Source organism: Sphingomonas sp. BK481, from assembly GCF_014194875.1.
GTDB classification, from domain to species: Bacteria; Pseudomonadota; Alphaproteobacteria; order Sphingomonadales; family Sphingomonadaceae; genus Sphingomonas; species Sphingomonas aerolata.
This window is the reverse complement of the sequence record NZ_JACIAP010000008.1, coordinates 68,843-95,010: the sequence shown is the minus strand read 5'-3', so window position 1 is coordinate 95,010 and position 26,168 is coordinate 68,843. Positions and strand designations below refer to the sequence as shown.

At 68.0% G+C, this 26,168-nt stretch carries 22 protein-coding genes; 9 read left to right on the top strand and 13 right to left on the bottom strand.

All coding sequences use genetic code 11. The features are described 5' to 3' along the window. Positions 1–97: 97 nt before the first annotated feature. Positions 98–1,021, bottom strand: coding sequence for an ornithine carbamoyltransferase (gene argF, locus FHY04_RS15505; protein WP_183937075.1), 924 nt, complete (start codon positions 1,019–1,021; stop codon positions 98–100). A 168-nt stretch (positions 1,022–1,189) separates the two neighbouring features. Further along, the gene (locus FHY04_RS15500) at positions 1,190–2,380 is read right to left on the bottom strand and encodes an aspartate aminotransferase family protein (protein WP_183937074.1); all 1,191 of its coding nucleotides are present in this window, start codon (positions 2,378–2,380) and stop codon (positions 1,190–1,192) included. A gap of 66 nt (positions 2,381–2,446) precedes the next feature. Between FHY04_RS15500 and FHY04_RS15495 the strand changes: the two genes are divergently transcribed. Beyond that, a complete protein-coding gene (locus FHY04_RS15495) occupies positions 2,447–3,232 on the top strand; it encodes a hypothetical protein (protein ID WP_183937073.1) in 786 nt (261 codons plus the stop codon). A gap of 52 nt (positions 3,233–3,284) precedes the next feature. On the opposite strand, the gene parE is transcribed toward FHY04_RS15495, so the two are convergent. Further along, positions 3,285–5,288, bottom strand: a complete 2,004-nt coding sequence (gene parE, locus FHY04_RS15490) for a DNA topoisomerase IV subunit B (RefSeq protein WP_043157211.1) — start codon at positions 5,286–5,288, stop codon at positions 3,285–3,287. A 151-nt stretch (positions 5,289–5,439) separates the two neighbouring features. Between parE and FHY04_RS15485 the strand changes: the two genes are divergently transcribed. After that, positions 5,440–6,291, top strand: a complete 852-nt coding sequence (locus tag FHY04_RS15485) for an outer membrane protein (protein WP_031441557.1) — start codon at positions 5,440–5,442, stop codon at positions 6,289–6,291. Positions 6,292–6,853: 562 nt separating this feature from the next. Here FHY04_RS15485 and FHY04_RS15480 read toward each other — a convergent pair. Next, positions 6,854–7,636, bottom strand: a complete 783-nt coding sequence (locus tag FHY04_RS15480) for a GcrA family cell cycle regulator (RefSeq protein WP_183937072.1) — start codon at positions 7,634–7,636, stop codon at positions 6,854–6,856. 86 nt (positions 7,637–7,722) lie between these two features. Here FHY04_RS15480 and FHY04_RS15475 point away from each other — a divergent pair, with 86 nt between their 5' ends. Then, complete coding sequence (locus tag FHY04_RS15475) at positions 7,723–8,577, top strand: ABC transporter permease (RefSeq protein ID WP_031441650.1); 855 nt, start codon at positions 7,723–7,725, stop codon at positions 8,575–8,577. Positions 8,578–8,581: 4 nt separating this feature from the next. Further along, positions 8,582–10,261, top strand: coding sequence for a formate--tetrahydrofolate ligase (locus FHY04_RS15470; RefSeq protein ID WP_183937071.1), 1,680 nt, complete (start codon positions 8,582–8,584; stop codon positions 10,259–10,261). Between the two features lie 31 nt (positions 10,262–10,292). Here FHY04_RS15470 and FHY04_RS15465 read toward each other — a convergent pair whose 3' ends face one another. Further along, positions 10,293–11,687 carry a phospholipase D-like domain-containing protein gene (locus tag FHY04_RS15465; RefSeq protein WP_159512761.1) on the bottom strand — a complete coding sequence of 465 codons (1,395 nt, stop codon included), beginning with the start codon at positions 11,685–11,687 and terminating at the stop codon, positions 10,293–10,295. Between the two features lie 147 nt (positions 11,688–11,834). On the opposite strand from FHY04_RS15465, the gene dinB reads away from it, so the two are divergent. Then, positions 11,835–12,923 (top strand): DNA polymerase IV, encoded by a 1,089-nt coding sequence (gene dinB, locus FHY04_RS15460; protein WP_037532475.1) that lies wholly within the window; start codon positions 11,835–11,837, stop codon positions 12,921–12,923. 27 nt (positions 12,924–12,950) lie between these two features. Here dinB and FHY04_RS15455 read toward each other — a convergent pair whose 3' ends face one another. Next, on the bottom strand, positions 12,951–14,786 hold the full coding sequence (locus FHY04_RS15455) for a bifunctional diguanylate cyclase/phosphodiesterase (RefSeq protein WP_183937070.1): 1,836 nt from the start codon (positions 14,784–14,786) through the stop codon (positions 12,951–12,953). Positions 14,787–14,874: 88 nt separating this feature from the next. Next, on the bottom strand, positions 14,875–15,801 hold the full coding sequence (locus tag FHY04_RS15450) for an ROK family protein (protein WP_183937069.1): 927 nt from the start codon (positions 15,799–15,801) through the stop codon (positions 14,875–14,877). 147 nt (positions 15,802–15,948) lie between these two features. On the opposite strand from FHY04_RS15450, the gene FHY04_RS15445 reads away from it, so the two are divergent. Continuing rightward, complete coding sequence (locus FHY04_RS15445; RefSeq protein ID WP_183937068.1) at positions 15,949–17,742, top strand: bifunctional diguanylate cyclase/phosphodiesterase; 1,794 nt, start codon at positions 15,949–15,951, stop codon at positions 17,740–17,742. Between the two features lie 12 nt (positions 17,743–17,754). Here the strand turns inward: FHY04_RS15445 and glmS are convergent, their stop codons facing one another. Together glmS and glmU are read right to left on the bottom strand one after the other, a co-directional pair. Further along, positions 17,755–19,578, bottom strand: a complete 1,824-nt coding sequence (glmS, locus tag FHY04_RS15440) for a glutamine--fructose-6-phosphate transaminase (isomerizing) (protein ID WP_183937067.1) — start codon at positions 19,576–19,578, stop codon at positions 17,755–17,757. A gap of 96 nt (positions 19,579–19,674) precedes the next feature. Beyond that, positions 19,675–21,045 (bottom strand): bifunctional UDP-N-acetylglucosamine diphosphorylase/glucosamine-1-phosphate N-acetyltransferase GlmU, encoded by a 1,371-nt coding sequence (glmU, locus tag FHY04_RS15435; protein WP_260171553.1) that lies wholly within the window; start codon positions 21,043–21,045, stop codon positions 19,675–19,677. 62 nt (positions 21,046–21,107) lie between these two features. Between glmU and FHY04_RS15430 the strand changes: the two genes are divergently transcribed. After that, on the top strand, positions 21,108–21,827 hold the full coding sequence (locus FHY04_RS15430) for an HAD hydrolase-like protein (RefSeq protein ID WP_183937066.1): 720 nt from the start codon (positions 21,108–21,110) through the stop codon (positions 21,825–21,827). Beyond that, a complete protein-coding gene (locus FHY04_RS15425; protein WP_236559065.1) occupies positions 21,824–22,207 on the top strand; it encodes a hypothetical protein in 384 nt (127 codons plus the stop codon). Before FHY04_RS15430 ends, FHY04_RS15425 begins: the two co-directional genes overlap by 4 nt. A gap of 16 nt (positions 22,208–22,223) precedes the next feature. Here the strand turns inward: FHY04_RS15425 and FHY04_RS15420 are convergent, their stop codons facing one another. From FHY04_RS15420 to FHY04_RS15405, 4 genes are read right to left on the bottom strand one after another with little or no spacing between them, the layout of a single operon-like run. After that, positions 22,224–23,237, bottom strand: a complete 1,014-nt coding sequence (locus FHY04_RS15420; protein ID WP_183937065.1) for a nucleotidyltransferase family protein — start codon at positions 23,235–23,237, stop codon at positions 22,224–22,226. Beyond that, complete coding sequence (locus tag FHY04_RS15415; protein ID WP_183937064.1) at positions 23,222–24,082, bottom strand: HprK-related kinase A; 861 nt, start codon at positions 24,080–24,082, stop codon at positions 23,222–23,224. The genes FHY04_RS15420 and FHY04_RS15415 overlap by 16 nt, the downstream gene beginning before the upstream one ends. Further along, positions 24,079–24,366 carry an HPr-rel-A system PqqD family peptide chaperone gene (locus tag FHY04_RS15410; RefSeq protein ID WP_311725130.1) on the bottom strand — a complete coding sequence of 96 codons (288 nt, stop codon included), beginning with the start codon at positions 24,364–24,366 and terminating at the stop codon, positions 24,079–24,081. Before FHY04_RS15410 ends, FHY04_RS15415 begins: the two co-directional genes overlap by 4 nt. 4 nt (positions 24,367–24,370) lie before the next feature. Further along, positions 24,371–24,781 carry a hypothetical protein gene (locus FHY04_RS15405; RefSeq protein WP_031441639.1) on the bottom strand — a complete coding sequence of 137 codons (411 nt, stop codon included), beginning with the start codon at positions 24,779–24,781 and terminating at the stop codon, positions 24,371–24,373. Between the two features lie 142 nt (positions 24,782–24,923). On the opposite strand from FHY04_RS15405, the gene FHY04_RS15400 reads away from it, so the two are divergent. Further along, the gene (locus FHY04_RS15400) at positions 24,924–26,156 is read left to right on the top strand and encodes an ATP-binding protein (RefSeq protein ID WP_056406039.1); all 1,233 of its coding nucleotides are present in this window, start codon (positions 24,924–24,926) and stop codon (positions 26,154–26,156) included. The last annotated feature ends 12 nt before the right edge of the window (positions 26,157–26,168 follow it).

Here is a 26,168-nt window from a genome sequence, read left to right as displayed (position 1 = left end):
GGTGGTCTCATCACCAGCTCGGAGTTTATGGATTCCCGCCTCCGCGGGAATGACGGAAATGGGGGCTGACCTGCGCCCGATCAACCAACCGGGCGCTTCAACCAATCTGCCCGAAGCACCAGCGCAGCACCGATTTCTGCGCGTGGAGGCGATTCTCGGCCTCCTGCCAGATCAGCGACTGCGCACCGTCGATCACCTCGGGCGTGACCTCCTCGCCGCGATGTGCGGGGAGGCAGTGGAGGAACTTCGCATCGGGCCGCGCGAGCGCCATCAGCGCGGCGTCGACCTGATAGGGGGCAAGGGCCTTCAGCTTGCTCTCGGCATTGTCCTGCCCCATCGAGATCCAGGTGTCGGTGACGATGATGTCCGCACCTTCGACCGCCTCGCGCGGATCGGCGACGACGCGCGCGCGCCCCGAGGCGCGGACGATCGCCTCCTCCTCGGGCTGGAAACCCTGCGGGCAGGCGGCCACGACGTCGAACTGCATCAGCCCGGCGGCCTCGACGATCGAGGCGAGCACGTTGTTGCCATCGCCCAGCCACGCGACCTTGAGCCCGGGCAGCGCCTTGCCGCTCTCGATGATCGTCAGCAGGTCGGCCATGATCTGGCACGGATGCGACGCGTCGGTTAGCCCGTTGATAACGGGGACGCTGGCATGATGCGCCATCTCCTCGACTTTGGCATGATCGTCGGTGCGGATCATGATCGCGTCGACATAGCCCGACAGCACGCGCGCGGTGTCGGCGATCGATTCGCCGCGCCCGAGCTGCATGCTGCCGGCATCGGCGACGATCGATGTCCCGCCGAGCTGGCGGATCGCCATGTCGAAGCTGAACCGCGTACGCGTCGAGTTTTTTTCGAACACCATCGCCAGCGTGTGGCCGGCGAGCGGCGCATCGGCGTCGGCGCGGCCCTTGGTGAAGCCGGCGCGCGCCGCCTTGCGGTCGAGCGCGTCGGCAAGCATCGCGGCGATACCGTCGGCGCCGGCGTCGGTGAGATTCAGGAAATGGCGGTTGCTCATGGTAACGACCCCGTAAGAAGTTCCGTTCGTCCTGAGTAGGGGCTGAGCGAAGCCGAAGACCCATATCGAAGGACAGTGCCCCAAGCGGGCCAGTCCTTCGATATGCCACTTCGACTTCGCTCAGTGGCTACTCAGGACGAACGGGGTTTAGTGACCGCGCAAAGGCGCTCAATCGTCAGCTGCGGGCACATAAACGCGCGCGGCGGTCGACAGCTTGTCGATGCATTCGGCGATATGGCTCTCGTCGATCACCAGCGGCGGCAGGATGCGGATGACGTTCTCACCCGCGGCCACCAGCAGCAGGTTGTGATGATCGCGTGCGAACGCGACGAACGCACGGCTGTCGCTTTTCAGCTTCAGCCCGAGCATCAGCCCGGTGCCGCGCACGCTGTCGAACAGGTGATCGTAATTTGGGATCATCTGTTCGAGGCCCTGGCGCAGCCGGTCGCCCATCGTGGCGACATGCTCCAGGAACCCGTCCTCGAGGATCACGTCGAGCACCGCCTCGCCCGCCGCCATCCCGAGCGGGTTGCCGCCATAGGTCGAACCGTGCGTGCCCGCGACCATGCCCTTGGCCGCCTCCTCGGTCGCAAGGCACGCGCCGAGCGGGAAGCCGCCGCCGATCCCCTTGGCGACCGACATGATGTCGGGGGTGATCCCGTAGAGTTCATGCGCGAACAGCTTGCCGGTCCGGCCATAGCCGCACTGGACCTCGTCAAGGACGAGCAGCAGGCCGTGCTCGTCGCAGGCCTTGCGCAGGCCCTGGAGGAATTCGGGGCTCGCCTGGCGGATACCACCCTCGCCCTGGATCGGCTCGACCAGGAAGCCTGCGGTGTGGTCGTCGATCAGCGCGAGCGCACCCTTGAGATCGTTGAACTTGGCATAGGCGAAGCCCGGCAACAGCGGTTCGAACCCGTCGCGCATCTTGGCCTGGTTGGTCGCCGAGATCGTGCCGAGCGTGCGGCCGTGGAACGCGGTATCGAACGTGATCAGCGTATGACGCTCGGGATTGCCGTTCGCGAAATGATAGCGGCGCGCGGTCTTGATCGCGCACTCGACCGCTTCCGCACCCGAATTGGTGAAGAACACGGTGTCGGCAAACGTATTGTCGACGAGCCGCTGCGCGAGATGCTCGCCCTGTGGCGACCCGTACAGGTTCGACACGTGCATCAGTGTGGCGGCCTGATCGGCGATCGCCTTGGTCAGATGCGGGTGGCCATGGCCGAGCGCATTGACCGCGATGCCGCTGGCGAAGTCGAGATATTGCTGGCCGTCCTCACCGAACAGATAGGCGCCCTCGCCTCGGACCGGACGCACGCCACACCGCGGGTAGACGGGCATGAGCGGGGTGATGGTCACAGGCGCTTCCTCTTCGAAACGAGAAGGGCGGCCCGTGATGGACCGCCCCGGAGGCGCCTAATACCGGTGACGGGGGATGGGCGTCAACACCGCGGACGTCCGACGCAGCCCTGTCTGATCCGTACCAAGGCGCGGACTCCGCTTGCGGCGCCCCGGCAGCACGCGCAATCTTCCCCTCGGCTCCATCCGACGTCGCAAACGCGCCGGCGCAAGCCCAGTCGCGTCCCCATCAAGCCCGCGCTGAAATTCCCCGCCGATGGCGCGTTTCACCCGATCGTCGGCAATCCCTATTATGACGAGGCATCGGTCGCGGTGGTGGATGCGACGACGGTCAAGCGGGCGTTCCGGAAGAGCGGAAAGACGGTCGCCGAGGCGACGGTGACGCTGGCCGCGGACGGGCAGAGTTCGTCCTCCGCCTTTGTCGACCGGACCGCACCGAGTGGCGTGGAGGTGACGGGAACGACGGTCAATGCGCGCGTCGCTCCCGCCCCGGCGGGTGCCCATGCGTTATCGGGTGCGTGGCGCGAAACCACGGAAACGCAGGTATCCGACACGGGCCTCGTCTTCACCTTCGCACAGGACGGGAAGACCATGGCCTTCTCGACGCCGACCGGCATATCCTATGCCGCGACGATCGACGGTCCGCCGGCAACGGTGACCGGGGATCCGGGCTGGACGAAGGTCGCCCTGAAACAGACCGGACCGACGACTCTGTTCGAAACCGATTACGAGGGCGACACGCCGATTGGTACATATAGCATGTCGGTCTCGCCCGACGGCACGACGATGACCACCGCGGTCAACGACCTGAAACACGGGAAGACCTCGACGATGGTCGCGCACAGGCAGTGATCCCGGAGGCAAGCGGGGGCGGCTATCGAACGGCCCCCGCTTGCCCCAATGGTCACGCGTCGATCGCTTCCTCGTCCAGCCGGCCGGCATTTTCTTGGATAAAGGCAAAGCGGTGCGCGGGGTTGTTGCCCATCAGGCGGTCGACCAGGTCCTTCACGCCTGCCCGCTCCTCATATTCCTGCGGCAGGGTGATGCGCAGCATGCCGCGGGTGGCGGGGTCCATCGTCGTCTCGCGGAGCTGGCCTGGGTTCATCTCGCCAAGCCCCTTGAAGCGGCCGACATCGACCTTCTTGCCCTTGAACACCGTGCGTTCGAGTTCGGCGCGGTGCGCGTCGTCGCGCGCATAGACGCTCTTGGTGCCGACGGTCAGACGGTAGAGCGGCGGCTGCGCGAGATAGAGGTGCCCGCGCCGGACGATGTCGGGCATCTCCTGGAAGAAGAACGTCATCAGCAGCGTCGCGATATGCGCGCCGTCGACGTCGGCGTCGGTCATGATGACTACGCGCTCGTAGCGCAGGTTGTCCGCCACGCAGTCCTTCCGCGTGCCGCAGCCGAGCGCCAGCGTCAGATCGGCGATTTCCTGGTTCGCGAAGATCTTCGCACTGGTCGCGGACGCGACGTTCAGGATCTTGCCGCGGATCGGCAGGATCGCCTGCGTCTTGCGATCGCGCGCCTGCTTGGCCGAGCCGCCAGCGGAATCGCCCTCGACGATGAACAGCTCGGTGCCCTCGGGCGAGTTGGCGGAACAGTCGGTCAGCTTGCCGGGCAGCCGCAATTTGCGGGCGGACGTCGCGGTCTTGCGCTTGACGTCGCGTTCCTGCTTGCGGCGCAGGCGCTCGTCCATCCGCTCGAGCACATAGTTCAGCAGCGCCTTGCCGCGGTCCATATTGTGGCTGAGGAAATGGTCGAAATGGTCGCGGACCGCCTTCTCGACGAGGCCCGCGGCCTCGGGGCTGGTCAGGCGATCCTTGGTCTGGCTCTGGAATTGCGGTTCGCGGATGAACACCGACAGCATCAGCTCGCTGCCGATCATCACGTCGTCCGCACTGATATCCTTGGTCTTCTTGTTGCCGACCAGATCGCCGAAGGCGCGGAGGCCGCGCACCAGCGCCTGGCGCAGGCCCTGTTCGTGCGTGCCGCCATCGGGGGTCGGGATGGTATTGCAATACCAACTGTACGAGCCGTCGCTCCACAGCGGCCAGGCGATCGCCCATTCGACGCGCCCCTGCGTCTCGCCGTGCGCGCTCGGGAAATCCTGCGAGCCGGAGAAGAAGTCGGCGGTCGCGCATTCGCGGCCTGCGACCTGGTCGCGCAGATGGTCGGCGAGCCCGCCGGGGAACTGGAACACGGCCTGTGCGGGCGTATCGTCGCTGATCAGTTCGGGCGCGCAGTGCCAGCGTATCTCGACGCCCGCGAACAGATAGGCCTTGGACCGGACGAGCTTGTGCAGCCGCTGCGGCTTGAAATGCAGTTCGTTGCCGAAGATCTCGGTATCGGGGGTGAAGGCGACGCTGGTGCCGCGACGGTTGGGGGTGGTGCCGAGCCGCTCGATCGGGCCGAGCGTCTGCCCCTTGGCGAAGCGCTGTCGATAGAGCTGGCGGTCGCGTGCGACCTCGACGACGGTGTCGGACGACAGCGCGTTGACGACGCTGATGCCGACGCCGTGCAGACCGCCCGAGGTCGCATAGGCCTTGCCCGCGAACTTGCCGCCCGAATGCAGCGTCGAAAGGATGACCTCGAGCGCGGACTTGTCGGGGAATTTGGGATGCGGATCGACCGGGATGCCGCGGCCATTGTCGACGATCGTCAGGCGGTTTCCGGGCTCGAGCGTGACCTCGATCCGCGTCGCGTGACCCGCGACCGCCTCGTCCATCGCGTTGTCGAGCACTTCGGCGGCGAGATGGTGCAACGCGCGCTCGTCGGTGCCGCCGACATACATGCCCGGGCGGCGGCGGACGGGTTCGAGCCCCTCGAGCACCTCGATCGAGGACGCGTCATAGGTCGGGGCGGTCTTTGACGGGGTCGTGAACAGGCCTTCGGGCAGGTCTTCTGGCATGACGTGGTATATGGCTTAGCCAGCGATCCGTGCAAGCGCGCAACCGCTGTTGCGGAAAAGCCACAACATGAACTTTCTGTCATGTTCGCGGATATATTGGCGGGACGCCCCGTTTCTTGGCTGTCTTAGATCAATCATATCCGGAGCTTACATGCGCACATCCCTCTATGCCGGCCTCGCTGGCGCGGTCATTCTCGGTCTCACGGCATCGCCGGCATTCGCGCAGGAGACCACCGAGGACGCACCGTTCAACGGTCTCTATGTCGGCGCAGCGGGTGGTTATGACGTACAGCCAAACGATGCAGGATCGTCGATCCTGTTCGACCGCAATCTCGACGGGCGGTTCGGGGATGCGGTGACGACGGCAGCCGGTGCCAACGCGTTCAGCAGCGGGTTCTGCAACGGCGCGACGACCGCCACGACGCTGACCGGTGGCCGCGGCTGCCGCAAGGACAAGGACGGCGCCGCGTATTATGGCCGCGTCGGCATGGACACGCAGCGCGGCAACATCGTCGTCGGTGTGGTCGGCGAATTCGGCAAGAGCGAGATCACCGACAGCGTCACCGCCTTCTCGACGACGCCCGCCAGCTACGTGATGACGCGCAGCGTCGACTGGGAAGCCTCGATCCGCGGCCGTGCAGGCTATGCCGTCAACACCACGCTGTTCTACGGCACGTTCGGTGCGGGCTATGCCAAGATCGACCGGGATTTCTACAGCACCAACACCGGCAACGCCTATCAGCAGAGCGGCAAGCGCCAGCAGTTCGGCATCCTCGGCGGCGGCGGTATCGAGCAGAAGGTCACGCCGAACATCTCGGTCGGCATGGAATATATGTTCCACCAGTATCAGGACGACGACTTCCGCGTACGCGTGACGCAGGGCACGCAGCCGGCGACGAACCCGTTCGTGCTGGCGCCGAACACGACCGGCACGGACTTCCGTCGCAGCGACGACAAGTTCCGCTGGCACAGCCTGCGCGCGACGGCGGCATTCCGGTTCTAAGCGCAGGGTGGTGTGACGCCAAACGGCGTCACACCACCCAAGCTCGGCCGGCGTCGCGACGGCGACGTCCGACGACGCGGCTTCGCCGCGGCGCGGGTGAGGACAGAGGGTCGCTTCCCGACACGGGACGCGGCCCTTTTTTTTGTGAATATGGTTTCCCCAAGGCACCACCCCGGCGAAGGCCGGGGTCCAGTTAGGGGACGAAGCCAACCACGCGTTGCCCGCCGTTACTACGGCCTTCCCAACTGGGCACCGGCCTTCGCCGGGGTGGTGCTGGGGTGCTGGACGGCGGGACGCGCAGATCTTGAGTCCAGCGCCTGGCAAATCCAAGAAAAAGGCCGCCTCTCAGCAAGAAGCGGCCCAACGTTCTGGTCAGTGGATACCCCAAAATCCACCCCGGCGAAGGCCGGGGCCCAGTTGGGGGACGGAGGTGCTACGTGTTGCCCGCCTTTACTACAGCCTTCCCGACTGGGCCCCGGCCTCCGCCGGGGTGGTGCTGGGGATTGGCTCCACGGCTCCCATAATATTTGAGCGCGAGAGAGGCGAGACCGCCCCCCCAATCTCAGCGCGCGCGCGGGCCGCCGAAGGGGAGTGGCGGCGTCGGGCGGCGGTCGCGGCGGGGCAGCTGTGCCTGATAGGCGTGACCGCAATGCGCGACGCAGTACGGGAAGCCCGGGTTCACCTTGTCACCACAAAAGTGAAAATCGGGCTCGCCGGGATGGCCGAGCGGCCATTTGCAGATCCGGTCGTTGAGCTCGAGCAGGCTCGTCTTGCCCGCCATTTCAGGCGAAGGCTTGGCGGGGACGAGACGCCGCGGCGGAGCAGGCGTGCTTGGCGGCTGCTGTTCGCCGGGCGCCTGGCGGAGAAAGCCGCCGGGTCCGATCGAGCGCAGGATCGGCTGCGGTGCGCGGACGGGTGCGGCGGCGGGTTCGACCGCGTCGTCGTCCTCATCCTCGTCCTCGTCGGCGTCCTCATCCGCGTCGGCAGCGACGGGCGCCGCACGCGGTGCGGGCTCGGGTGTAGCGGCGACCGGTGCGGGTTCAGGCGCGGGAGCCGGCGCTGCGGCGACGGGTTCGGCGGCGACCACGGGCGGCGTGTCGACGACGGGCGACTCGGCCGGCCTGGCCTCGGCCGCCTTCGCCTCGGCCAACTTCGCATCCGCGTTCTTCGCGTCGGGATCGTTCGGCTTCACCGGCGACGGGCGCGCCTGAAGCTCAAGGCGGTGCGCCTTGCCGATCACGGCGTTGCGGCTGACGCCACCCAGCGCTTCGGCGATCTGGCTGGCGGTCTGGCCGGCTTCCCACATCGTCTTGAGCGTCTCGATACGCTCGTCGGTCCAGGACATGTTCGTTCCTCAGTCTTCGGGTCGGCCGGTATAGTCTTCGTCAACCGGGTTGCGGGCGACAGCGGCAGCGATTACCCGCAACCCCCATGAGCAGCCAGCCCCCAATCGGTGAAATCCAGTCGGCGGTGCAATCCGCCCCCGGCGTTCCCGTCATTCGCAACGTGAACTGGGAGGGACTTCGTACCCTCTATATCAAGGAGGTGCGCCGGTTCTTCAAGGTCCAGCTGCAGACGGTGTGGGCGCCGGCGATGACGACATTGCTGTTCCTGATCGTTTTCACCATCGCGACGGGCGCCAAACGCCCCGTGCTGGTCGGCGGCGAGACCGTGATGTTCGCCGATTTCATCGCCCCCGGGCTGATCATCAGCCAGGGCATGATGGGCCCGGCATTTGCCAATGCGAGCTTTTCGCTGCTGGTCGGCAAGATGCAGGGCACGATCGTCGACTATCTTCAGCCACCACTGTCGACCGCCGAGCTGCTCGCGGCGCTCGTCGGCGGTGCGGTGACGCGTGCGGTGCTGGTCGGGTGCGTCGTCTGGGCGGCGATGGCGCTGTATCCGGGCGTGCACGTCACGCCGCATGCGCCGCTCGCGATCCTGTGGTTCGGCCTGCTCGGCGCGACCTTCCTCGCGCTGCTCGGCGTGCTGACGTCGATCTGGGCGGACAAGTTCGACCATGCCGCCGCGGTCACCAACTTCGTCGTCGCGCCGCTCTCGCTGCTGTCGGGCACCTTCTATTCGGTCGACACGCTGGCGCCCGCGTTCCGCGCGTTCAGCCACGTCAATCCGTTCTTCTACATCATCTCGGGCTTTCGCTACGGCTTTCTGGGCGTTGCCGATTCGCCGGTGCTCGTCGGCGGCCTCGTCATCCTGGCGATCGACGTCGCGCTCGCCACGCTGTGCTACATGCTGCTGAAAAGCGGCTGGAAACTGAAGAACTAGGCTCATGACAACCGACATTGCCATCGCCCGCAGCGTCGCGCTGCGCCCCATCGCGCGGGTCGCCGACGCGCTCGGCATCCCCGACGACGCGGTCGAGCCTTACGGCCGGTTCAAGGCCAAGATCGCACTCGACTGGCTCGAAGCGCATGGCCGCCGCGAGGGGGCGCAACGCGGCCGGCTGGTGCTCGTCACCGCGATCAACCCGACGCCCGCGGGCGAGGGCAAGACGACGACTTCGGTCGGGCTCGCCGACGCGCTGAACCTGACGGGGCGCAAGACGGTGCTGGCGCTGCGCGAACCGTCGCTCGGGCCGTGCTTCGGCACCAAGGGCGGCGCGACCGGCGGCGGACGTGCGCAGGTCGCGCCGATGGAGGACATCAACCTCCATTTCACCGGCGATTTCCACGCGATCACCGCGGCGCACAACCTGCTCGCGGCGATGATCGACAATCATATCCATTGGGGCAACGCGCTGCAGATCGACGTGCGGCGCGTGGTGTGGCGCCGCGTGCTTGACATGAACGACCGTGCGCTGCGCGACATCGTCCAGTCGATCGGCGGGGTCGCCAACGGCTATCCGCGCGAATCGGGGTTCGACATCACCGTCGCCTCCGAGGTGATGGCGATCCTGTGCCTCAGCGAGAATCTGGCCGACATGGAGCGGCGGCTGGGTGACATCGTCGTCGCCTATACCCGCGACCGCACCCCCGTCACCGCGCGCGACCTGAAGGCCGACGGCGCGATGGCGGTCCTGCTGGCGGAGGCGATCAAGCCGAACCTCGTCCAGACGCTCGAGGGCAACCCCGCCTTCCTGCACGGCGGGCCGTTCGCCAACATCGCGCATGGCTGCAACTCGGTGATCGCGACGCGCGCTGCGCTCGCGCTGGGCGACTATGTCGTGACCGAGGCGGGCTTCGGCGCGGATCTGGGCGCGGAGAAGTTCTTCGACATCAAATGCCGCCAGGCGGGGTTGTCCCCCGATGCGGTGGTGATCGTCGCGACGGTCCGCGCGCTCAAGATGAACGGCGGGGTCGCCAAGGCCGATCTCGGCGCGGAGGACGTCGAGGCGGTCCGGCGCGGTGCGGTCAATCTCGTCCGCCATATCGAGAATATCCGCCAGTTCGGTGTTCCCGCGGTCGTCGCGATCAACCATTTCCACACCGACAGCGAGGCCGAGATCGCGGTCGTGCACGAGGCGGCGAGCGCGCATGGCGCCCGTGCGATCCTGTGCCGCCACTGGGCCGAGGGCGGCGCGGGGGCAACCAAGCTCGCCGACGCGGTGGCCGAGCTGTGCGACACGCATGCCGCGAATTTCGCGCCGCTTTATGGTGACGATCTGTCGCTGTTCGACAAGATCGACACGGTCGCCCGGCGGATCTACCGCGCGGAACATGCGGTCGCCGAGCCCAGCGTGCTCGCGCAGCTCAAGCGCTGGGAGGATGCCGGCTATAGCCACCTGCCCGTCTGCCTTGCCAAGACGCAGTACAGCTTTTCGAGCGACCCCGCGCTGCTCGGCGCGCCGACCGGGCATATCGTGCCGGTGCGCGAGGTTCGGCTGGCGGCGGGCGCGGGCTTCGTCGTCGCGATCTGCGGCGAGATCATGACGATGCCCGGCCTCCCGCGCGTCCCCGCGGCGGAAGCCATCCGGCTCGATGCGGATGGGTTGATCGAAGGGCTGTTCTAACCTGATCCTCCCCCTGGCGGGGGAGGATCGCTCACTTCTTCTTCGGGCGGCGGTGGCGGAGGCGGCGGAACAGGCCGCGCTTCGCGAAGCTCTCGAACATCTCCTCGGGGCCCTCGGGATCGAGCACCTCATTGTCCGCCAGCCATTCCTCGACCGCGGTCAGGTCGGGCGCCTCATAGGCGCGCAGCGACTTGCCCTGCCCGCGCAGCCGCTCGATCGTCTCGATCAGCGACCCGGTCTCGGCGATCATCGTGGTCACCACCTCGACATCGACCGCAAGATGTTCGGCGATCAGGTCGTTGCGGATCGCGGTGATGCCCGTGCTCGTCGCCTCGTCATGCGCGCGGATCGCGAGGTCGCATTCGGTGTCGAGCCGCAGCGAACGGTTGTTCATGTTCGACGACCCGAGCCGGAAGATCTGGTCGTCCGCGATCAGGATCTTGGCATGGCAATAGATCGCCTCCCCGCCGCTGGTATAGGGATGGTACATGCGCAGCCGCTTGTGGACGTCACGGTGCGCCAGCGCGGTCATCAGGCGCGCGCGCGCGGTGTCCATCGCGATCGGCTCGAGCCACCCCTGCGCAGTCACCGGGTTGATGATCACGATTTCGGGCCCGTCCGCCTCGTCGAGACGGCGCGCGACCGCCTCGGCGATCTTGCGCGACGCGAAATACTGGCTCTCGATATAGAGATGCCGCTTGGCCCCGGCGATCTGCGCGAGGAACAGCGCCTCGCTCTCATGCACCGGGACCTGATCATCCATCTCGGGTTCGGTCCGCGCGATCGCGACGTCGACATCGCGGAAATGCACGCCGAGCTCGTCGGGCCAGCAGGCCGCGCCAGGGTTCGCCTCGGCGATCGGCACGCCGCCGGCCAGCACCCACCGGTCGCGGAACAGCTGCCCCAACGCGGTCGCGACGGGGCCTGCGACCGCGCTGATCGCGTCGTGCCACGGCTTGTAGGGACGGCCCGAGGGGCGCCGCCGTCGCGCATCGTCATGGCGATGTTCGCGCGTGTCCCAGCGGTCGCCGGTCATGTCGATCCCGCCGCAAAAGGCGAGGCAGTCGTCGATGATCACGATCTTCTGGTGATGCGACCCCGCGGTCGGATGATGCCCGTCGAGCTTGGTATGGATGCGCGGATGCCGCATCCACTTCATCATCGTGAACAGGGTCGAGCCGCGGAACAGCGACTTGATCGCACCGGTATCCCAGCGGAGCAGGAAAATCTCGAGCTCGGGCTCGCGTTCGACCAGCCACAGGATGAAGGCGCCGAGCGTCGGCGGTTCGCCGGGGCGGTCGACCCCGGGTTCGAGCTGGATCCGCGCATCGAAATCCCAGCCGATCAGCATGATCCGCCGCTTGGCGTTGAGCATGGCGACGCGCGCCTGACGGAAATATTCCTCCGCATCGACGATCACGGACATCTGGTCCGCGCGTTCGATACGCCAGCATTCGGTTCCGATCCGCACGTCCAGGTCCCCTTGTCGTCGCCGCTTGCGCCCGGCCGAATTCGTTCAACGCCGTAACGACGCTCTGTTTCCGCGCATCGTCAGAACCTATCTGCGGTGCAGATGGCCGCTTCTCCTACCCCGCCGCCGGTGCAGCGCAAGATCATCCATGTCGACATGGACGCCTTCTATGCCTCGGTCGAACAGCGCGACGACCCGACATTGAAGGGACGGCCGGTCGCGGTGGGTGGTTCGCGCGCGCGCGGGGTGGTCGCCGCCGCGAGCTACGAGGCGCGAACCTTCGGGGTGCACAGCGCGATGCCGTCTGTCACCGCGCTCAGGCGCTGCCCCGACCTCGTCTTCGTGCCGCCGCGCTTCGACGTGTACCGTGCGGTGTCCGACCAGATCCGCGCGATCTTCGCGCATTTCACCCCGCTCGTCGAACCGCTGTCGCTCGACGAGGCGTATCTAGACGTCACCGCCGATATCCGCGGGGTCGGATCGGCGCAGGCGATCGCCGAGGAGATCCGCGCGCGGATCAAGGCCGATACCGGGCTGACCGCCTCCGCCGGGGTCAGCTACAACAAGTTCATCGCGAAGCTTGCGTCGGACCAGAACAAGCCCGACGGGATCTGCGTCATCACGCCGAAGCGCGGGGCCGCGTTCGTCGCGTCATTGCCGGTCAAGCGGTTCCACGGCGTCGGCCCGGTCACCGCCAAGCGCATGGAACAGCTCGGCATCCTGACCGGCGCAGATCTGCTCGAACGCCCGCTGGCGTTCCTCCAGGCGCATTTCGGCAGCTATGCGGACTATCTGTACGGGGCAGCACGCGGGATCGATCACCGCCCGGTGCGCGTCAACCGTGCCGCCAAGTCGGTCGGTGCGGAGCGGACGTTCGAGACCAATCTGAGCGATCCGGCAGCGCTGCGCGAGGCGTTGCACCGGGTTGCGGATGCGGCGTGGGTGCGGATCGAGCGGCACGCCACGCGCGGGCGGACGGTCACGCTGAAACTGCGCCATGCCGATTTCCGGACGATCACGCGCGCCCGCTCGTCGAGCGCCGCGGTGGTCGACAAGGCTGCGTTCGTCGCCGCCGGACTGGACCTGCTGATGGCGCAGCTTCCGGTACCACAGGGCGTCCGGCTGCTCGGCCTGACGCTGTCGGGGCTGGTTGGTGACGAGCCGGACGACGCACAGCCCGTCCTGCTCTGAGCCGCCGCGCGCTTCGCGGGTGTGGGATCAGACGCCCGGCGACGGTGCCATGACGCGGGGCGCCGCGGCGGGATCCCCGCCGAGACCGCGTGCTTCCGCCATGGTCCGGGCGATCGCAGCAGGTACCGGGTGCGAGAAGAAGAAGCCCTGGAGATGGCTGGCCCCCGCCAGGCGCAAGGCCTGGACCTGCGCCTCGGTCTCCACCCCTTCGGCGATGACCCCGATGCCGAGTGCGCGGCCCAGACTGATGATCGAATGAACGATCGCCGCGCTCTCGCGCTCGCGGCCCATCCCCTCGATGAAGCTGCGGTCGATCTTCAGGCAGTCGAGCGCGAAGGTGCGAATGTTGTGCAGGCTCGAATAGCCCGTCCCGAAATCGTCGAGCGCAATGCGGAACCCCATGCGGCGCAGCGCGCCCAGCGTCTCTGCCGCACGCTCGGCATCGTCGAAGATCGCGGTCTCGGTGATCTCGATCTGCAACCGGCTGGGATCGACCCCGGCACGGCGGACGCTCTCGCTGACATAGTCAACGAAATGGTGGCGCCGGAACTGTCGCGGGCTGAAATTGACCGAGACATACTGACCCGGCCACTGCGTCAGGACCGCGAGCGCATTGCGCAGCACCCAGTCGCCTAGGTCGTGGATGAGGTTCGATTCCTCCGCGATCGGCATGAACAGGCCCGGGCTGATCGGGCCGTAAGCCATGGTGTTCCAGCGCAGCAGCGCCTCGAACCCGACCACTTCGATCGATTCGCGCGACACGATCGGTTGGAACACCAGGCTGAGCTCGTTGTTCGCGATCGCTTCGCCGAGCCCGCTTTCAACGCGCCGGCGGAAGCGGATATCCTCGTCCATGCTCTCGTCGAACACGCGCGCCATGCGCCGGCCGCTCCGTTTGGCGTCGTTGAGCGCGAGATCGGCCCGCCGCATGACGTCGACCGGGTCGCTGCCCTGCCCGCCATGCGTCACGACCAGCCCGGCTGAGGCGCCGCCCTGGACGGAACTGCCAAAGACCTGAAGGCTGACCGAACAGGCCGCGATCATCCGTTCGCAGGCGAGCAAGGCGCTGGTCTCGTCTGCGGTGCTGAACAACACGCCGAATTCGTCGCCGCCAAGCCGCGCGACCAGCGCGCCGTCGGGCGAGGACCGGCCGAGGATCGCGCAGATCTCGCGGATCAGCGCGTCGCCGGCAAGATGCCCCAGCGTGTCGTTGACCAGCTTGAACCGGTCGAGATCGATCATCACCGTCGCGAACCATCCGTCCGCGCGGGTGCGTTCGGCAAGCGCGCGGAGAAACGCCAGCCGGTTGGGCGCGTCGGTCAGCGAGTCGTGCGTCGCCAGATGGATCGCACGGCTTTCATTGGCCGCCAGCTCGGCCGCCCGGACCTCGAGCTGCGCCACCTGCCGCACGAGCGCCGCGCGCACCGCGTTGCAGTCATGGTCGAACTGCCAGCGCTGCGTCAGGGCCAGTGCGGTCTGGCGCAACTCGGCGGGGGCAAACGGCTTGGCGATATGGAAGATCTTGTCGACCGGACCGGCCACCTTGGCGATCCCGGCCAGCGAGGCGCCGTCGAGCGCGGTAACGATGACGAAGTTGACGTCGGGGTCGAGCGCGCGGATCCGGCGCGCCGTCTCGCAGACGTCGAGCCCCGACGCCATCTGCAGATCGAGGAAGGCGACCGCGAACGGCGCCGCCTCGGCGATAGCGGATTCAACCGCCGCGATCGCATCGATGCCGGTGCCGACCGGGGTAATCGAAAACGCGTCCGCCTGCGGGTCGGCCGCCGCCGGTTCCGTCCCCAGGATCGCACGGGCGTAATCGTCATGAACTCCGGGTTCGTCGTCGACAATCAGAATACGCATCGGACACCGTTCCTCACGATACCTGACCCCGCCCGTATAAGCGATCTTCCAGGCCTTCTCGCGCGGCCCGGTGGGTAGGCATCTGTAATTAATATGACATGAAGGCCGAGCCGCTCGACCCTCCGACCGAGTCACCAAGCGCTTGGCCACCAAGGATAATGGCGCCGAGCGGGCCGGCATTGCCGCCGAGTGCCGGCGGTACGACGAACGTATCGACCAGCGTCGGCTCGGGCAATGCGATATACCCCCCGAGACTGCGCGTCAGCGCGGCACGGACCCGCGGAAACAGGTGACCGGCGCCCATCACGCCGCCGCCGATGACGATCCTGCGCGGAATGCCGGTGAGCACGAGCGTGTGGCACAACTGGCCAAGCGCCTCCGCGACGCCCGTCCAGACCGGATGGTCGGCGGGGGCCTCATCGGCGGGATGGCCGAGCCGCGCGGCGATCGCCGGCCCCGATACAAGCCCCTCGAGGCAGGCGCCGTGAAACGGGCAACTGCCGATCCAGTCGTCGCCCGGCGCGCGGACCGGCCGGATATGCCCGAGTTCCGAATGCATCAGGCCGTCGACCGGTCGATGCCCCGCGATCAGCCCCGCGCCGACCCCGGTGCCGACGGTCACATAGGCAATGTCCGCCAGGCCCTGCGCCGCACCCCAGCGCGCCTCGGCCAGCGCCGCGCCGACGACGTCGGTATGGAAGCCGGTCGGTACCGCATAGCGACGCTGCAGGCGCCCGGCGACGTCGGTCCCCGCCCAACCGGGCTTGGGCGTCGAGGTGATATGGCCGTAGTCACCACCGCGCCGGTCGATCCCGACGGGGCCGAAGCTTGCGATCCCGATGGCGACGAAACCGGTCCAGCGGTCGAGCACGGCTTCGATCGCGGCAAGCGTCTCATCGGGGCGAGTTGTCGGAATTCGTACGATTTCCTCGATCGCATCGGGCCCTCGCGCCAGGATACAGATGCACTTGGTCCCGCCAAGTTCGATCCCGGCCACCAATGGTATTTCGCTCATCCCTGTCCCCAAACCAATGCTTTGGCTGCAGCAATTCGTCCGGCGGGGCAGATCCGTCAAGTTGCTGTAATTTACTCCATGTTAACAACATAAGTCTATCGCGCAAGTCGACTCGTTGCGCATAATGCTGGCGACTGGAGCATAGAAATGCGGGCGTATGAAGAGGCGGCACGGCTTGATGCATTGCGCCAATTGCGCCTGCTCGACACCAGCGCCAGCGAAAGCTTCGATCGCATCACCCGGATGGCGGGCCAGATCTTCGGGCTGCCAATCGCCGCAATCTCGCTGACCGATACCGACCGGCAATGGTTCAAGTCGCGCGTCGGGATCACGCATGACCACATCGCGCGGGCCAAGGCCCCGTGTGCGGAGGTCGCCGAGACGACGCAGGGGCTGGTGATACCCGACCTGGCGGCCGACGGCTTCTATGCCAACAGCCCGCTCGCGCAGTCCGGCATCCGTTTCTATGCGGGTGCGCCGCTGATCACGCGGGAGGGCCATGGGCTCGGGTCGCTCTGCGTGCTGGGCGCCGAACCCCGAGCTGCTTCGCCCGAGGAGCTTGCCGCGCTGACCGACCTTGCGGCGATGGTCATGGCGCAGATCGACCTCCAGCATGCGGTCGGGCGGGTCGATCCGGTCAGCGCGCTGCCCAATCGCTTCCGGTTTCTGGAAGATCTCGACGATCTCGCGCGTGACACGCCCGGCGAGCAGCGCTTCGTCGTGCTGCTCGACCTCGCGCGTGCCGACCAGCTGAATGCGCTGATCCGGGTGATGGGCGCCGGCTATATCGAAACGCTCGTCAAGGAATCGGCGCGGACCTTGCGCGAGCAACTGGGATCCGCGCGAACGCTCTATCATGTGGCCGCGACCCAGTTTGCCTTCCTGTCCGCGCCCGGTGCGACCATGCCTGGCTATCTCGACGTGGTGAGCGCCGGGCTTGCGGTCAGTGCCGCGGGCTCGATCGCGCGGTTCGTGACGACGATGGCGGCCGGGATCGTCCCCGTGACGCTGGGCGCGATCCGGTCGCAGGAAATCCTGCGCGCTGCCCACAGCGCCGCACAGGATGCGCAGGCCAAGGACAGCCTGATCAGCGTCTATGCGACGTCGAACGATTCCGAATACCGGCGCAATATCGTGCTGCTCAGCGCGTTCGGCACCGCGCTGGAGGACGGCGCGTCGCTCCGCCTGGTCTATCAGCCGCGGATCGACCTCGGATCACGTCGCTGCGTCGGGGCGGAAGCGTTGCTGCGCTGGAACGACCCGACGCTGGGCGACGTATCGCCCGCGGAGTTCATCCCGATCGTCGAACGGACCACGCTGGCCAAGCCGACCACCGCATTCGTCCTCGACACCGCCCTGCGTCAGCTGGCGGCGTGGCAGGCGTGTGGCGTCTCGCTGCCTCTGTCGATCAACATCTCGGCGACCAATCTCGACGAGGACGGACTCGTCGCGGCAATCGCCGCGGCGCTCGACGCGCACAATGTCGCGCCCGACATGCTCGAGGTCGAGGTGACCGAAAGCGCGATGATGGAGAATTCGGCGCAGTCGCTCGCCAGGCTCGAGGCACTGGCGGCGACCGGGGTCCGCGTCGCGATCGACGATTTCGGGACCGGCCACAGCAGCCTGGCCTATCTCCAGACGCTGCCCGCGAGCGTGGTCAAGATCGACAAGTCGTTCGTCGACCCGCTCGACACCGACGACGCCCGCAGCCGGACGGTGATCGCGACGATGATCTCGCTGTCGAAGAAGCTCGGCTTCCGCGTGGTGGCCGAGGGCGTGGAGACCGTCGGCGCCGTCGACACGCTGACGCGGATGGCGTGCGACGAGGCACAGGGCTATGTCTTCGCCCGCCCGCTCGAAGCGCAGGACGTCCTGCCCTGGATCGCGCGGTTCAACGGCGACGACCAGATGCCGCCATTGCCCCACCGCGAGGCGGCCTGAGCCGCGGCGCCCTTATTCGACGGTGACAGACTTCGCCAGGTTGCGCGGCTGATCGACGTCGGTCCCCTTGAGCACCGCGACGTGATAGGCGAGCAGCTGGACCGGGACCGCATAGACCAGAGGCGCGATCAGCGGGTGGACCTTGGGCATGGTGATCGTCGCCATGCAGCCCTCGCCCGCCGCCTGGATGCCGTCATAGTCGCTGATCAGCACGACCTTGCCGCCGCGCGCCATCACTTCCTGCATGTTGCTAACGGTCTTGTCGAACAGCGGCCCCGACGGTGCGATGACGATGACCGGCACATGCTCGTCGATCAACGCGATCGGGCCGTGCTTCATCTCGCCCGCAGCATAGCCCTCGGCGTGAATATAGCTGATTTCCTTCAGCTTCAGCGCACCCTCCAGCGCGAGCGGGTAATCCGTACCGCGCCCGAGATACAGCACGTCGCGCGCACCCGCGACGGTGTGCGCCATCGCCTCGATCGCCTCGTCATAGGCCAGCGCACCGTTGAGCGCGGCGGGCGCCTCGGCGAGGTGGCGGACGATCTCGCGCTCCTGCTCACGGGTCAGCAGGCCCTTCGCGCGCGCCAGATTGGCGGCGAGCGCGGCAAGCACCGCAAGCTGGCAGGTGAACGCCTTGGTTGAGGCAACCCCGATCTCGGGGCCGGCATGCGTCGGCAGCAACAGGTCCGCCTCGCGCGCCATGCTGCTGGTCGGCACGTTGACGACGACGGCGATCTTCTGCCCTTCGGCCTTGGCATGGCGCAGCGCGGCCAGCGTGTCCGCGGTCTCGCCCGACTGCGAGATGAACAGCGCGAGGCCGCCCTCCTCCATCACCGGCGCGCGGTATCGGAACTCGGACGCGACATCGAGGTCGACGGGGACGCGCGCGAACTGCTCGAACCAGTATTTGGCGACCATGCCCGCATAGAAGCTCGTCCCGCACGCGACGATCGTGACGCGCTTGATGGTCGATAGGTCCAATTCGGGGATCGGCAGCGAAACCTCGCCCTCCATCCGCTTCAGATACGAACGCAGCGTCTGCGCGACGACGATCGGCTGCTCGTAGATCTCCTTGAGCATGTAATGCTTGTGGTTGCCCTTCGAGATCACCTCGCCGGTGATCCCCGACAGCGTGACCGCGCGCTCGACGGGCGCGTTATCGCGGTCATAGACCTGCGCGCCGTCGCGCGTGAGCACGACCCAGTCGCCCTCGTCGAGATAGGCGATGCGCTGTGTCAGCGGCGCGAGCGCGAGCGCGTCCGAGCCGAGGAACATCTCGCCGTCGCCGTGGCCGACGACCAGCGGCGAGCCGAGCCGCGCGCCGATCAGCAGGTCGGGATGCTGGCGGAACAGGATGGCGAGCGCGAACGCGCCGTGCAGACGCGGCAGGATCTCGCGCACCGCCGAGATCGGATCGCTGCCGGCCTCGACCTTCTCGCTGATCAGATGCGCGACCACTTCGGTGTCGGTCTCGCTCGTGAAGGTCCGCCCACGCGCGATCAGTTCGTCGCGCAGCGGTTTGAAATTCTCGATGATGCCGTTGTGGACGACCGCGACCTCACCGGTCGCATGTGGATGCGCGTTGTTGGTGGTCGGCCCGCCATGCGTCGCCCAGCGCGTGTGCGCGATACCGGTCCTGCCGGGCAGCGGATGCGCGGCGAGCTCGTTGGCGAGGTTGACCAGCTTGCCCGATGCGCGCCGGCGCTCGATCGCGCCGTCATGATCGGTCGCGATGCCAGCCGAATCATAGCCGCGATATTCGAGCCGCTTGAGACCGTCGAGCAACCGCTCGGCAACCGCGTCATTGCTCAGGATTCCCACGATGCCACACATGCTATCTATCCATTCGTCTTGTCGGGCGAGGCGTGCGACACGCGCCGCATGATCCTGGTCCAGTCGGGAGCCGCGCGCGATCGGTCGCGCGGGGCGTCACCGACGAGCGGCTTTGCGGGCCACCATCATTTTGCGGAATCGCGCCGCCCATCCGGGCTTGTCGACCTGGGGCGGACGGACGAGCGCGAGTGCGTCGGCGTCGACGTCGCGCGTGAGCACCGACCCCGCCGCGACGATCGCGCCGCGGCCGACGGTCACCGGCGCGACCAGCGCGGAATTCGAGCCGATGAACGCGTCCTCGCCGACGACGGTACGGTATTTGAAGTAACCGTCGTAGTTGCAGGTGATCGTGCCCGCGCCGATGTTCGCGCGCGCGCCGATCTCTGCATCGCCGATATAGCTCAGATGATTGACCTTCGCGCCGACGCCGATCGTCGCCTTCTTTACCTCGACGAAGTTGCCGACGCGTGATCCGGCACCGAGATCCGCGCCGGGCCGCAGGCGCGCGAACGGGCCGACATCCGCCTTTTCGCCGATCACCGCACCCTCGACATGGCTGAAGGCATGGATGACCGCGCCATCGGCGACGCGAACGCCCGGGCCGAACACGACGTTCGGCTCGATCGTCACGTCGCGTCCGAGCAGCGTGTCGTGCGCGAACCAGACCGTGTCGGGCGCGATCAGCGTTGCGCCGTCCGCCATCGCGGCGGCACGGCGCGTCGCCTGCCAGGCCGCCTCGACCGCGGCGAGCTCGCCGCGGCTGTTGACGCCCGCTACCTCGCCTTCGTCCGTCTCGATCACCGCCGAGGCCCGGCCGTCGGCGGCAGCGAGCATGACGATGTCGGGCAAATAATATTCGCCCGCCGCATTGTCGTTGCCGACGCGCGCGAGCAACGCGAACAGGTCGCGCGAATGGACCGCCATCAGCCCCGAATTGCACAGCGTCTCCGCACGCTCGGCGTCGGAGGCGTCCTTATATTCGACCATCCGGTCGATCCGGCCGGCGGCATCGGCGATGACGCGGCCATAGGCGCCGGGATCGGCGGGACGGAAGCCGAGCACGACCGCCGCGGGCGCGTCGTCGCCGTGCAACCGGTCGATCATCCGCTGCATCGTCGCGGCGGTCACGAGCGGGACGTCACCATAGAGAATGAGCACATCGCCCTCGAACCCGGCCAGCGCGTCGCGCGCCTGCGCCACGGCGTGGCCGGTGCCGAGCTGTTCGGCCTGCAGCGCGGTGGCGATCCCCAGCGGGGCGACCGCGCGCTCGACCTGCTCGCGCCCGGCACCCGTCACCACGACGGTGCGCGCGGGGTGCAGCGTCGCCGCGCTCGCGACCAGATGGTGCAGCATCGGCCGCCCCGCGATCGGGTGCAGCACCTTGTGCAGGTCGGACTTCATCCGGGTGCCCTTGCCGGCCGCCAGGATGATCACCGCGATGGACTGGTCGTGCATATGCGTCGTCATGGAAGGACCGCTGCCACGAAAGCCTTGCCAATTCCATAGCCGCGCTGGCAGGCATCACGGCGATGACGCATTTTTCATTCGATATCGTCGGGTTCGACCTTGACGGCACCCTGCTCGACACCAGCGGCGACCTGACCGCGGCGGTCAATCATGCCCTCGCGCTTGCGGAGCGGCCGGCGCTGAGCGTCGAACAGGTCAAGCCGATGATCGGCGGCGGCGCGCGGCACATGCTGAAACAAGGACTGACCGCGACCGGCGGCTATGACGAGGCGATGCTCGACCGGCTGCACGCCGCGCTGCTCGCCTATTACGAGGCGCATATCTGTGTGCTGACGCGGCCCTATCCCGGGGTGATCGAGGCGCTCGACGCGCTGGCGGCGCGCGGCGTCACGATCGGGATCGTCACCAACAAGATCGAACGATTCGCGCGCACCGTGCTCGACGAACTCGGCCTGACCGACCGGTTCGCCTGCATCCTCGGCGGCGACACGATGGCGGAGGGCAAGCCGTCGCCGATGCCGATCCACGAAATGGTGCGCCAGTGCGCCGTGGTGGCGGACGCGAAGCGCGCCGGGACGCAAGGTGCCGCCCCCCGCGCGGCGTTCGTCGGCGATTCGATCTTCGATATCCAGGCGGGACAGGCGGCGGGGTTGCCGACGATCGCGTGCAGCTTCGGCTTTCTGATGCAGCCGGTCGACGAGCTCGGGGCAGAGGCGGTGATCGACGGATTTGATGCGCTGATCCCTGCGCTCGACGACCTTGCCCGGCGCACCGCAGCGTGAACGGCCGCGACCGCGACCTGACCGGGTTCTTCAAGATCGCACTGGCGCTGGCGATCGTCTTCGCCGTGACGATGGCGCTGCTGCCCAAGCCGCCGCATCTGCCGATCGACCAGTTCGGCGACAAGTTCCAGCACATGCTCGCCTTCGCGACGCTCGCCGCGCTGGCGTCGTTCGCCTATCCGGCGGCGCGCGGACGCAAGGTGCTCGAACGCCTGTCCTTCCTCGGCGCGATGGTCGAGGTGGCGCAGTCGATCCCGTCGCTGCACCGCGACTGCGACATTCGCGACTGGATCGCCGACACGATCGCGATCGCCGTCGTCGTCGCGATCATCGCGATGGTGCGGCGGACACGGCCGCCGCGGCTGCGCACGCTGCACTGATCCCCCGCGCGGGCGCTCAGGCCTTGCGCCACTTCGTCCACAAATGGCGCGCGAGCATCGCCGGCGGCATCCGCAGCGCGTGCGACCGGACGTAGAAGGCCAGCCGCGTGACCGGGCGGGTCGGCCGCCCCCAGCCGTCGCGCGCGGTCAGCCGCCGCACATAGAGGCGGTCGCTGGCCGCCAGCCGGCCCCCGGCGAACAGGCCGTCGACGAGGCGCAGCGCGCGCGAGACGGGGAGGCGCAGACCATGCCGCGACGCCTCCTCTGCAAGCCCCTCGGTGCCGAACTCCTCGACCAGACAGCGAATGTCCCACAGGTTGCGCAGGCCGCCCGCCAGGTCGCCGTCCGCGAACAGATGCGCCGCGGCATGGACGATCATGCCATTGGGCGACAGCGTGCGCAGGCCGTTGCCGAGCGGCACGCTGTCCGCGATCAGCCGCGCGGGATCGGGCGTGACCCGCGCGGTGAGCGGCAGGATCGTGTGGTGGACGTCGATCATCCGGTCGCGCTCGCGGTGAATCAGCGGCGGCAGCTCATGCATCCAGCGCCGGTAATAGGCGTCGTCATACGGATCGGGCTTCACCCACCCCCACCCCGCGCCGAGCACCGCCGCCTCGACCCGCTCGAGCGCCGCCCGCGGGACGAGGATGTCGAGATCGCCGATCGACCGGCCCTGCCCCGCCATCAGTCCCGCCGCGGCATAGGCCGTCCCCTTGAGGAGCACGACCGGGCAGCCGAGCGGGGCAAGCGCACGCCGCGCCATCTCCGCCTCCCACAGCGCCGCGCGGCGGCCCTGTTCCGCGGCGGCGCGTGCATCGCCGAGGATCGCCTCGACCGCGCGCGGCAGCGGCAGGCCGTCGAGGCGCAACGCCAGCGTCCCGATCAGCTGTTCCGCGCGGGCTATCGTCAGCAGGCTGGTCCAGCCTTCCGCGTCGAGCGCCATGACGCGTCCCGGATCGGCGAGCGCACAGGCGAGCAGGCGTGCGTCCGCCACCGCTCTACGCGGGAGGTCTGTCACAACGCCGCGCATAACGCCTCGACCTGCGCGACCCCGCTGGCACCATCGGGATAGTCGATCGCGACCGCGGGGACCTGCTCGATCAGGCGCGTCATCGCCGTGAATCCGGCCTCGCCGAGCGCGACATAGTTGGTCGAGGCCTGCGTCATCCGGACGAACGCCTCGGCAGGCGGCACGGGCCGGACCGCCGCCGCATCGCCGTACCGGGGAAACAGCAGCAAGGCGGGGGTCGCCGGCTGATCCATCGCGGCGATCGCGCGGGCGTCGGGGACCATGTGGCGGATATCGCCCTTCGGAGTCGCCGCCATCAGCGGCCCCATCCGCGCGTCTGGCCAGGCGGCCTCGGCCGCCGGGATTGCCGCATTCTTCAGGCTGATCAACCGCGGAAAGGCGTGGAGCAGCCCTGTCGCGGGGTGGAGCAGCGCGAACTCGTCGCCCATGAACCGCCAGCCCCGCGCCGCAAGCAGCGTCGCCAGCGTCGATTTGCCCGCACCTGAGACCCCGGTCATCAGCACCGCCCGGCCATCGCGTTCGACCGCAGAGGCATGGAGCAACAGGTGGCGGCGTGCGCCGAGCGCCATCTGGAGGTTCATCGCCATTTCGGCGGCGAGCAGCCCGTGCCGCAGCGGAAGCGGCGCGGCCTCTGGCAGCATGTAATCGCCGCCGATCTCGACCGACGGGCGGAGCCACCGCCGCCAGGGTCGCCGCGCGAAGAGGCGGACAGTGTAATCCGCCACCCCGTCCTGCGGCGCGGGATAGTCGCTATAGAGGCTGCGGAGCTGATCGATCGGCGCGCGCCAGTCCGATCCGATCCGGAACCCGATCGGACCGATGCGCAGCGCGAAGGCGTGTCTCACGACGCTGCGACAAGCCCGGCGGCGACCAGCTCGTCGAGCCGCGCCGCCAGCGCCGAAGCTGTGGCGTCGGCGAGATCATAGTCCTCCGCCAGCCGGTCGAGCAGCGCGTCGAGCGACAGCCCGGCGTCGCCCAGGATCGCCAGGATCTGCGGCGCGGGTTCGGTCAGCAGGTGGGTCATGCCCGAGCGACGATGATAGACCGCGGTGAACGCGTCGAGCGGCGCAAGGACCAGCCCGCCCGGCGGGTCGGCGCGGTAGATCAGCCCCGGTGCGGCGTCGTCCACGGCCTCAGCCGCGCGGCATCTGCAACGAGGCGAAGCAGGTGAAGCCGCCCTGGCCGCGCTGCAACCGGCGGATGTAATTTACATAGGCGCGGCTGCGTTCGGAATCGGTGCCGGGGAGCTGGCCGCCGCTGTTGAGCACGCGCCGGACCTCCTCGCCCTTGAACGGCCGGCTGGCGCCCGCGAAAGCGCCCTTGGTCCCCGATGGCACGATCTTGCCCTGCGCATCGATGAAGCTGCCCGCGCGGCCCGCATCGGGCACCGGAATGTCGCAATTGAGCACCGATCCCGCGGTCTGCGCCAGCGCTGGACGGATCGACACGACCGCAGCGGCACCGACCGCGCCGAGCGTCAGGACGCGGCGGCGCGACGGCGTCGTCTCGATCGGATCGGTGTCGGGGCGCGTGTCGTCGCTCATCGGGTCTCCGCTAGCATCATGCCCTTTCACAATCATGAACCTCGCGCAAGCAACCGGGCTTTGGAGGGGGCGATGGGGCCGGCGCTGTGCCGCTGCGGGACGGGCTGGCGCGCGGGGCAGCGAATGGCCTAGACACGCGCGCATGTTGACCGGATTTGGACTGCGCACCTTTTGGGCGATCATTGTGGCCGGCGGCGCCGCGATCGCGGTATTCGCGATCGGCACGTCGATCCAGGCAGGGCTGGTCGCGCTGGTCGGCGGGATCGCCGCCGCGCTGGTCGCCGCGGGGACCGGGGACGAGCCGCCCGCCGCCGCGGATCCCGCGCCGGTCAATCCGGCGATCCTCGACGAGACGCTCGACCTGATCGTCGAGCCCGTGCTGCTGGTCCGCGACGGCCGCGTCGTGCTCGCCAACCGCGCCGCCCGCGCGCTGCTCGGCGAACACATCATCGGTGACGATGCGCGCGTCGCGATCCGCCACCCCGCCGCGGCCGAAGCGCTGTCGTCCCCCGCCGCGCTGGGCGAGACCCCGCCGATCGAGCTGGTCGGCCTTGGCACCCGCGACCAGCGCTGGGAAATGCGCGTCGGCGAATTGTCCGACGGGCAGCGCATCGTCCATCTGATCGACCAGACCGGCAATTACGCCGCCGAACGGATGCGCGTCGATTTCGTCGCCAATGCAAGCCACGAACTGCGCACGCCGCTCGCCTCGATCCTCGGCTTCATCGAGACGCTGAGCGAGGAAGCGGGCGAGGATCCGGCAATCCGCGCACGGTTCCTCAAGGTGATGGACGACGAGGCGAAGCGGATGCTGCGGCTGATCGAGGATCTGATCTCGCTCAGCCGGATCGAGGCGGAGAAATACCGCGTCCCCGACACGCCGATCGACCTGGCCATTCTGGTCGGCGACGTGCGGGCCGAACTGGCCGACGGCGCGGGCAACCGCGGCCTCGATCTGGTCGCGACGATCGAACCCGCCGTCCCCCCGGTGTCGGGCGACCGCGTGCAGCTGTCGCAGATGCTGCACAATCTGGTCGGCAACGCGATGAAATATGGCCGCGCGGGGACGCCGGTGACGATCACCCTGGCGCGCGACGTGACGGGCATGGTCAGGCTGGCGGTGCGCGACGAGGGCGACGGCATCGCCGCGGTGCACATCCCGCGACTGACCGAGCGATTCTACCGTGCCGATGCCGGGCGCAGCCGGTCGCTCGGCGGTACCGGACTGGGGCTGGCGATCGTCAAGCATATCGTCGAGCGGCATCGCGGACGCCTCGACATTGCAAGCCAGGTCGGGGTCGGCACGACGGTCGCGGTGATCCTGCCGCCGGCCGGTGCCGGCCCCGCCAATTCGTCGCGTGTCATCAAACGGTAACGCGACTGTCAC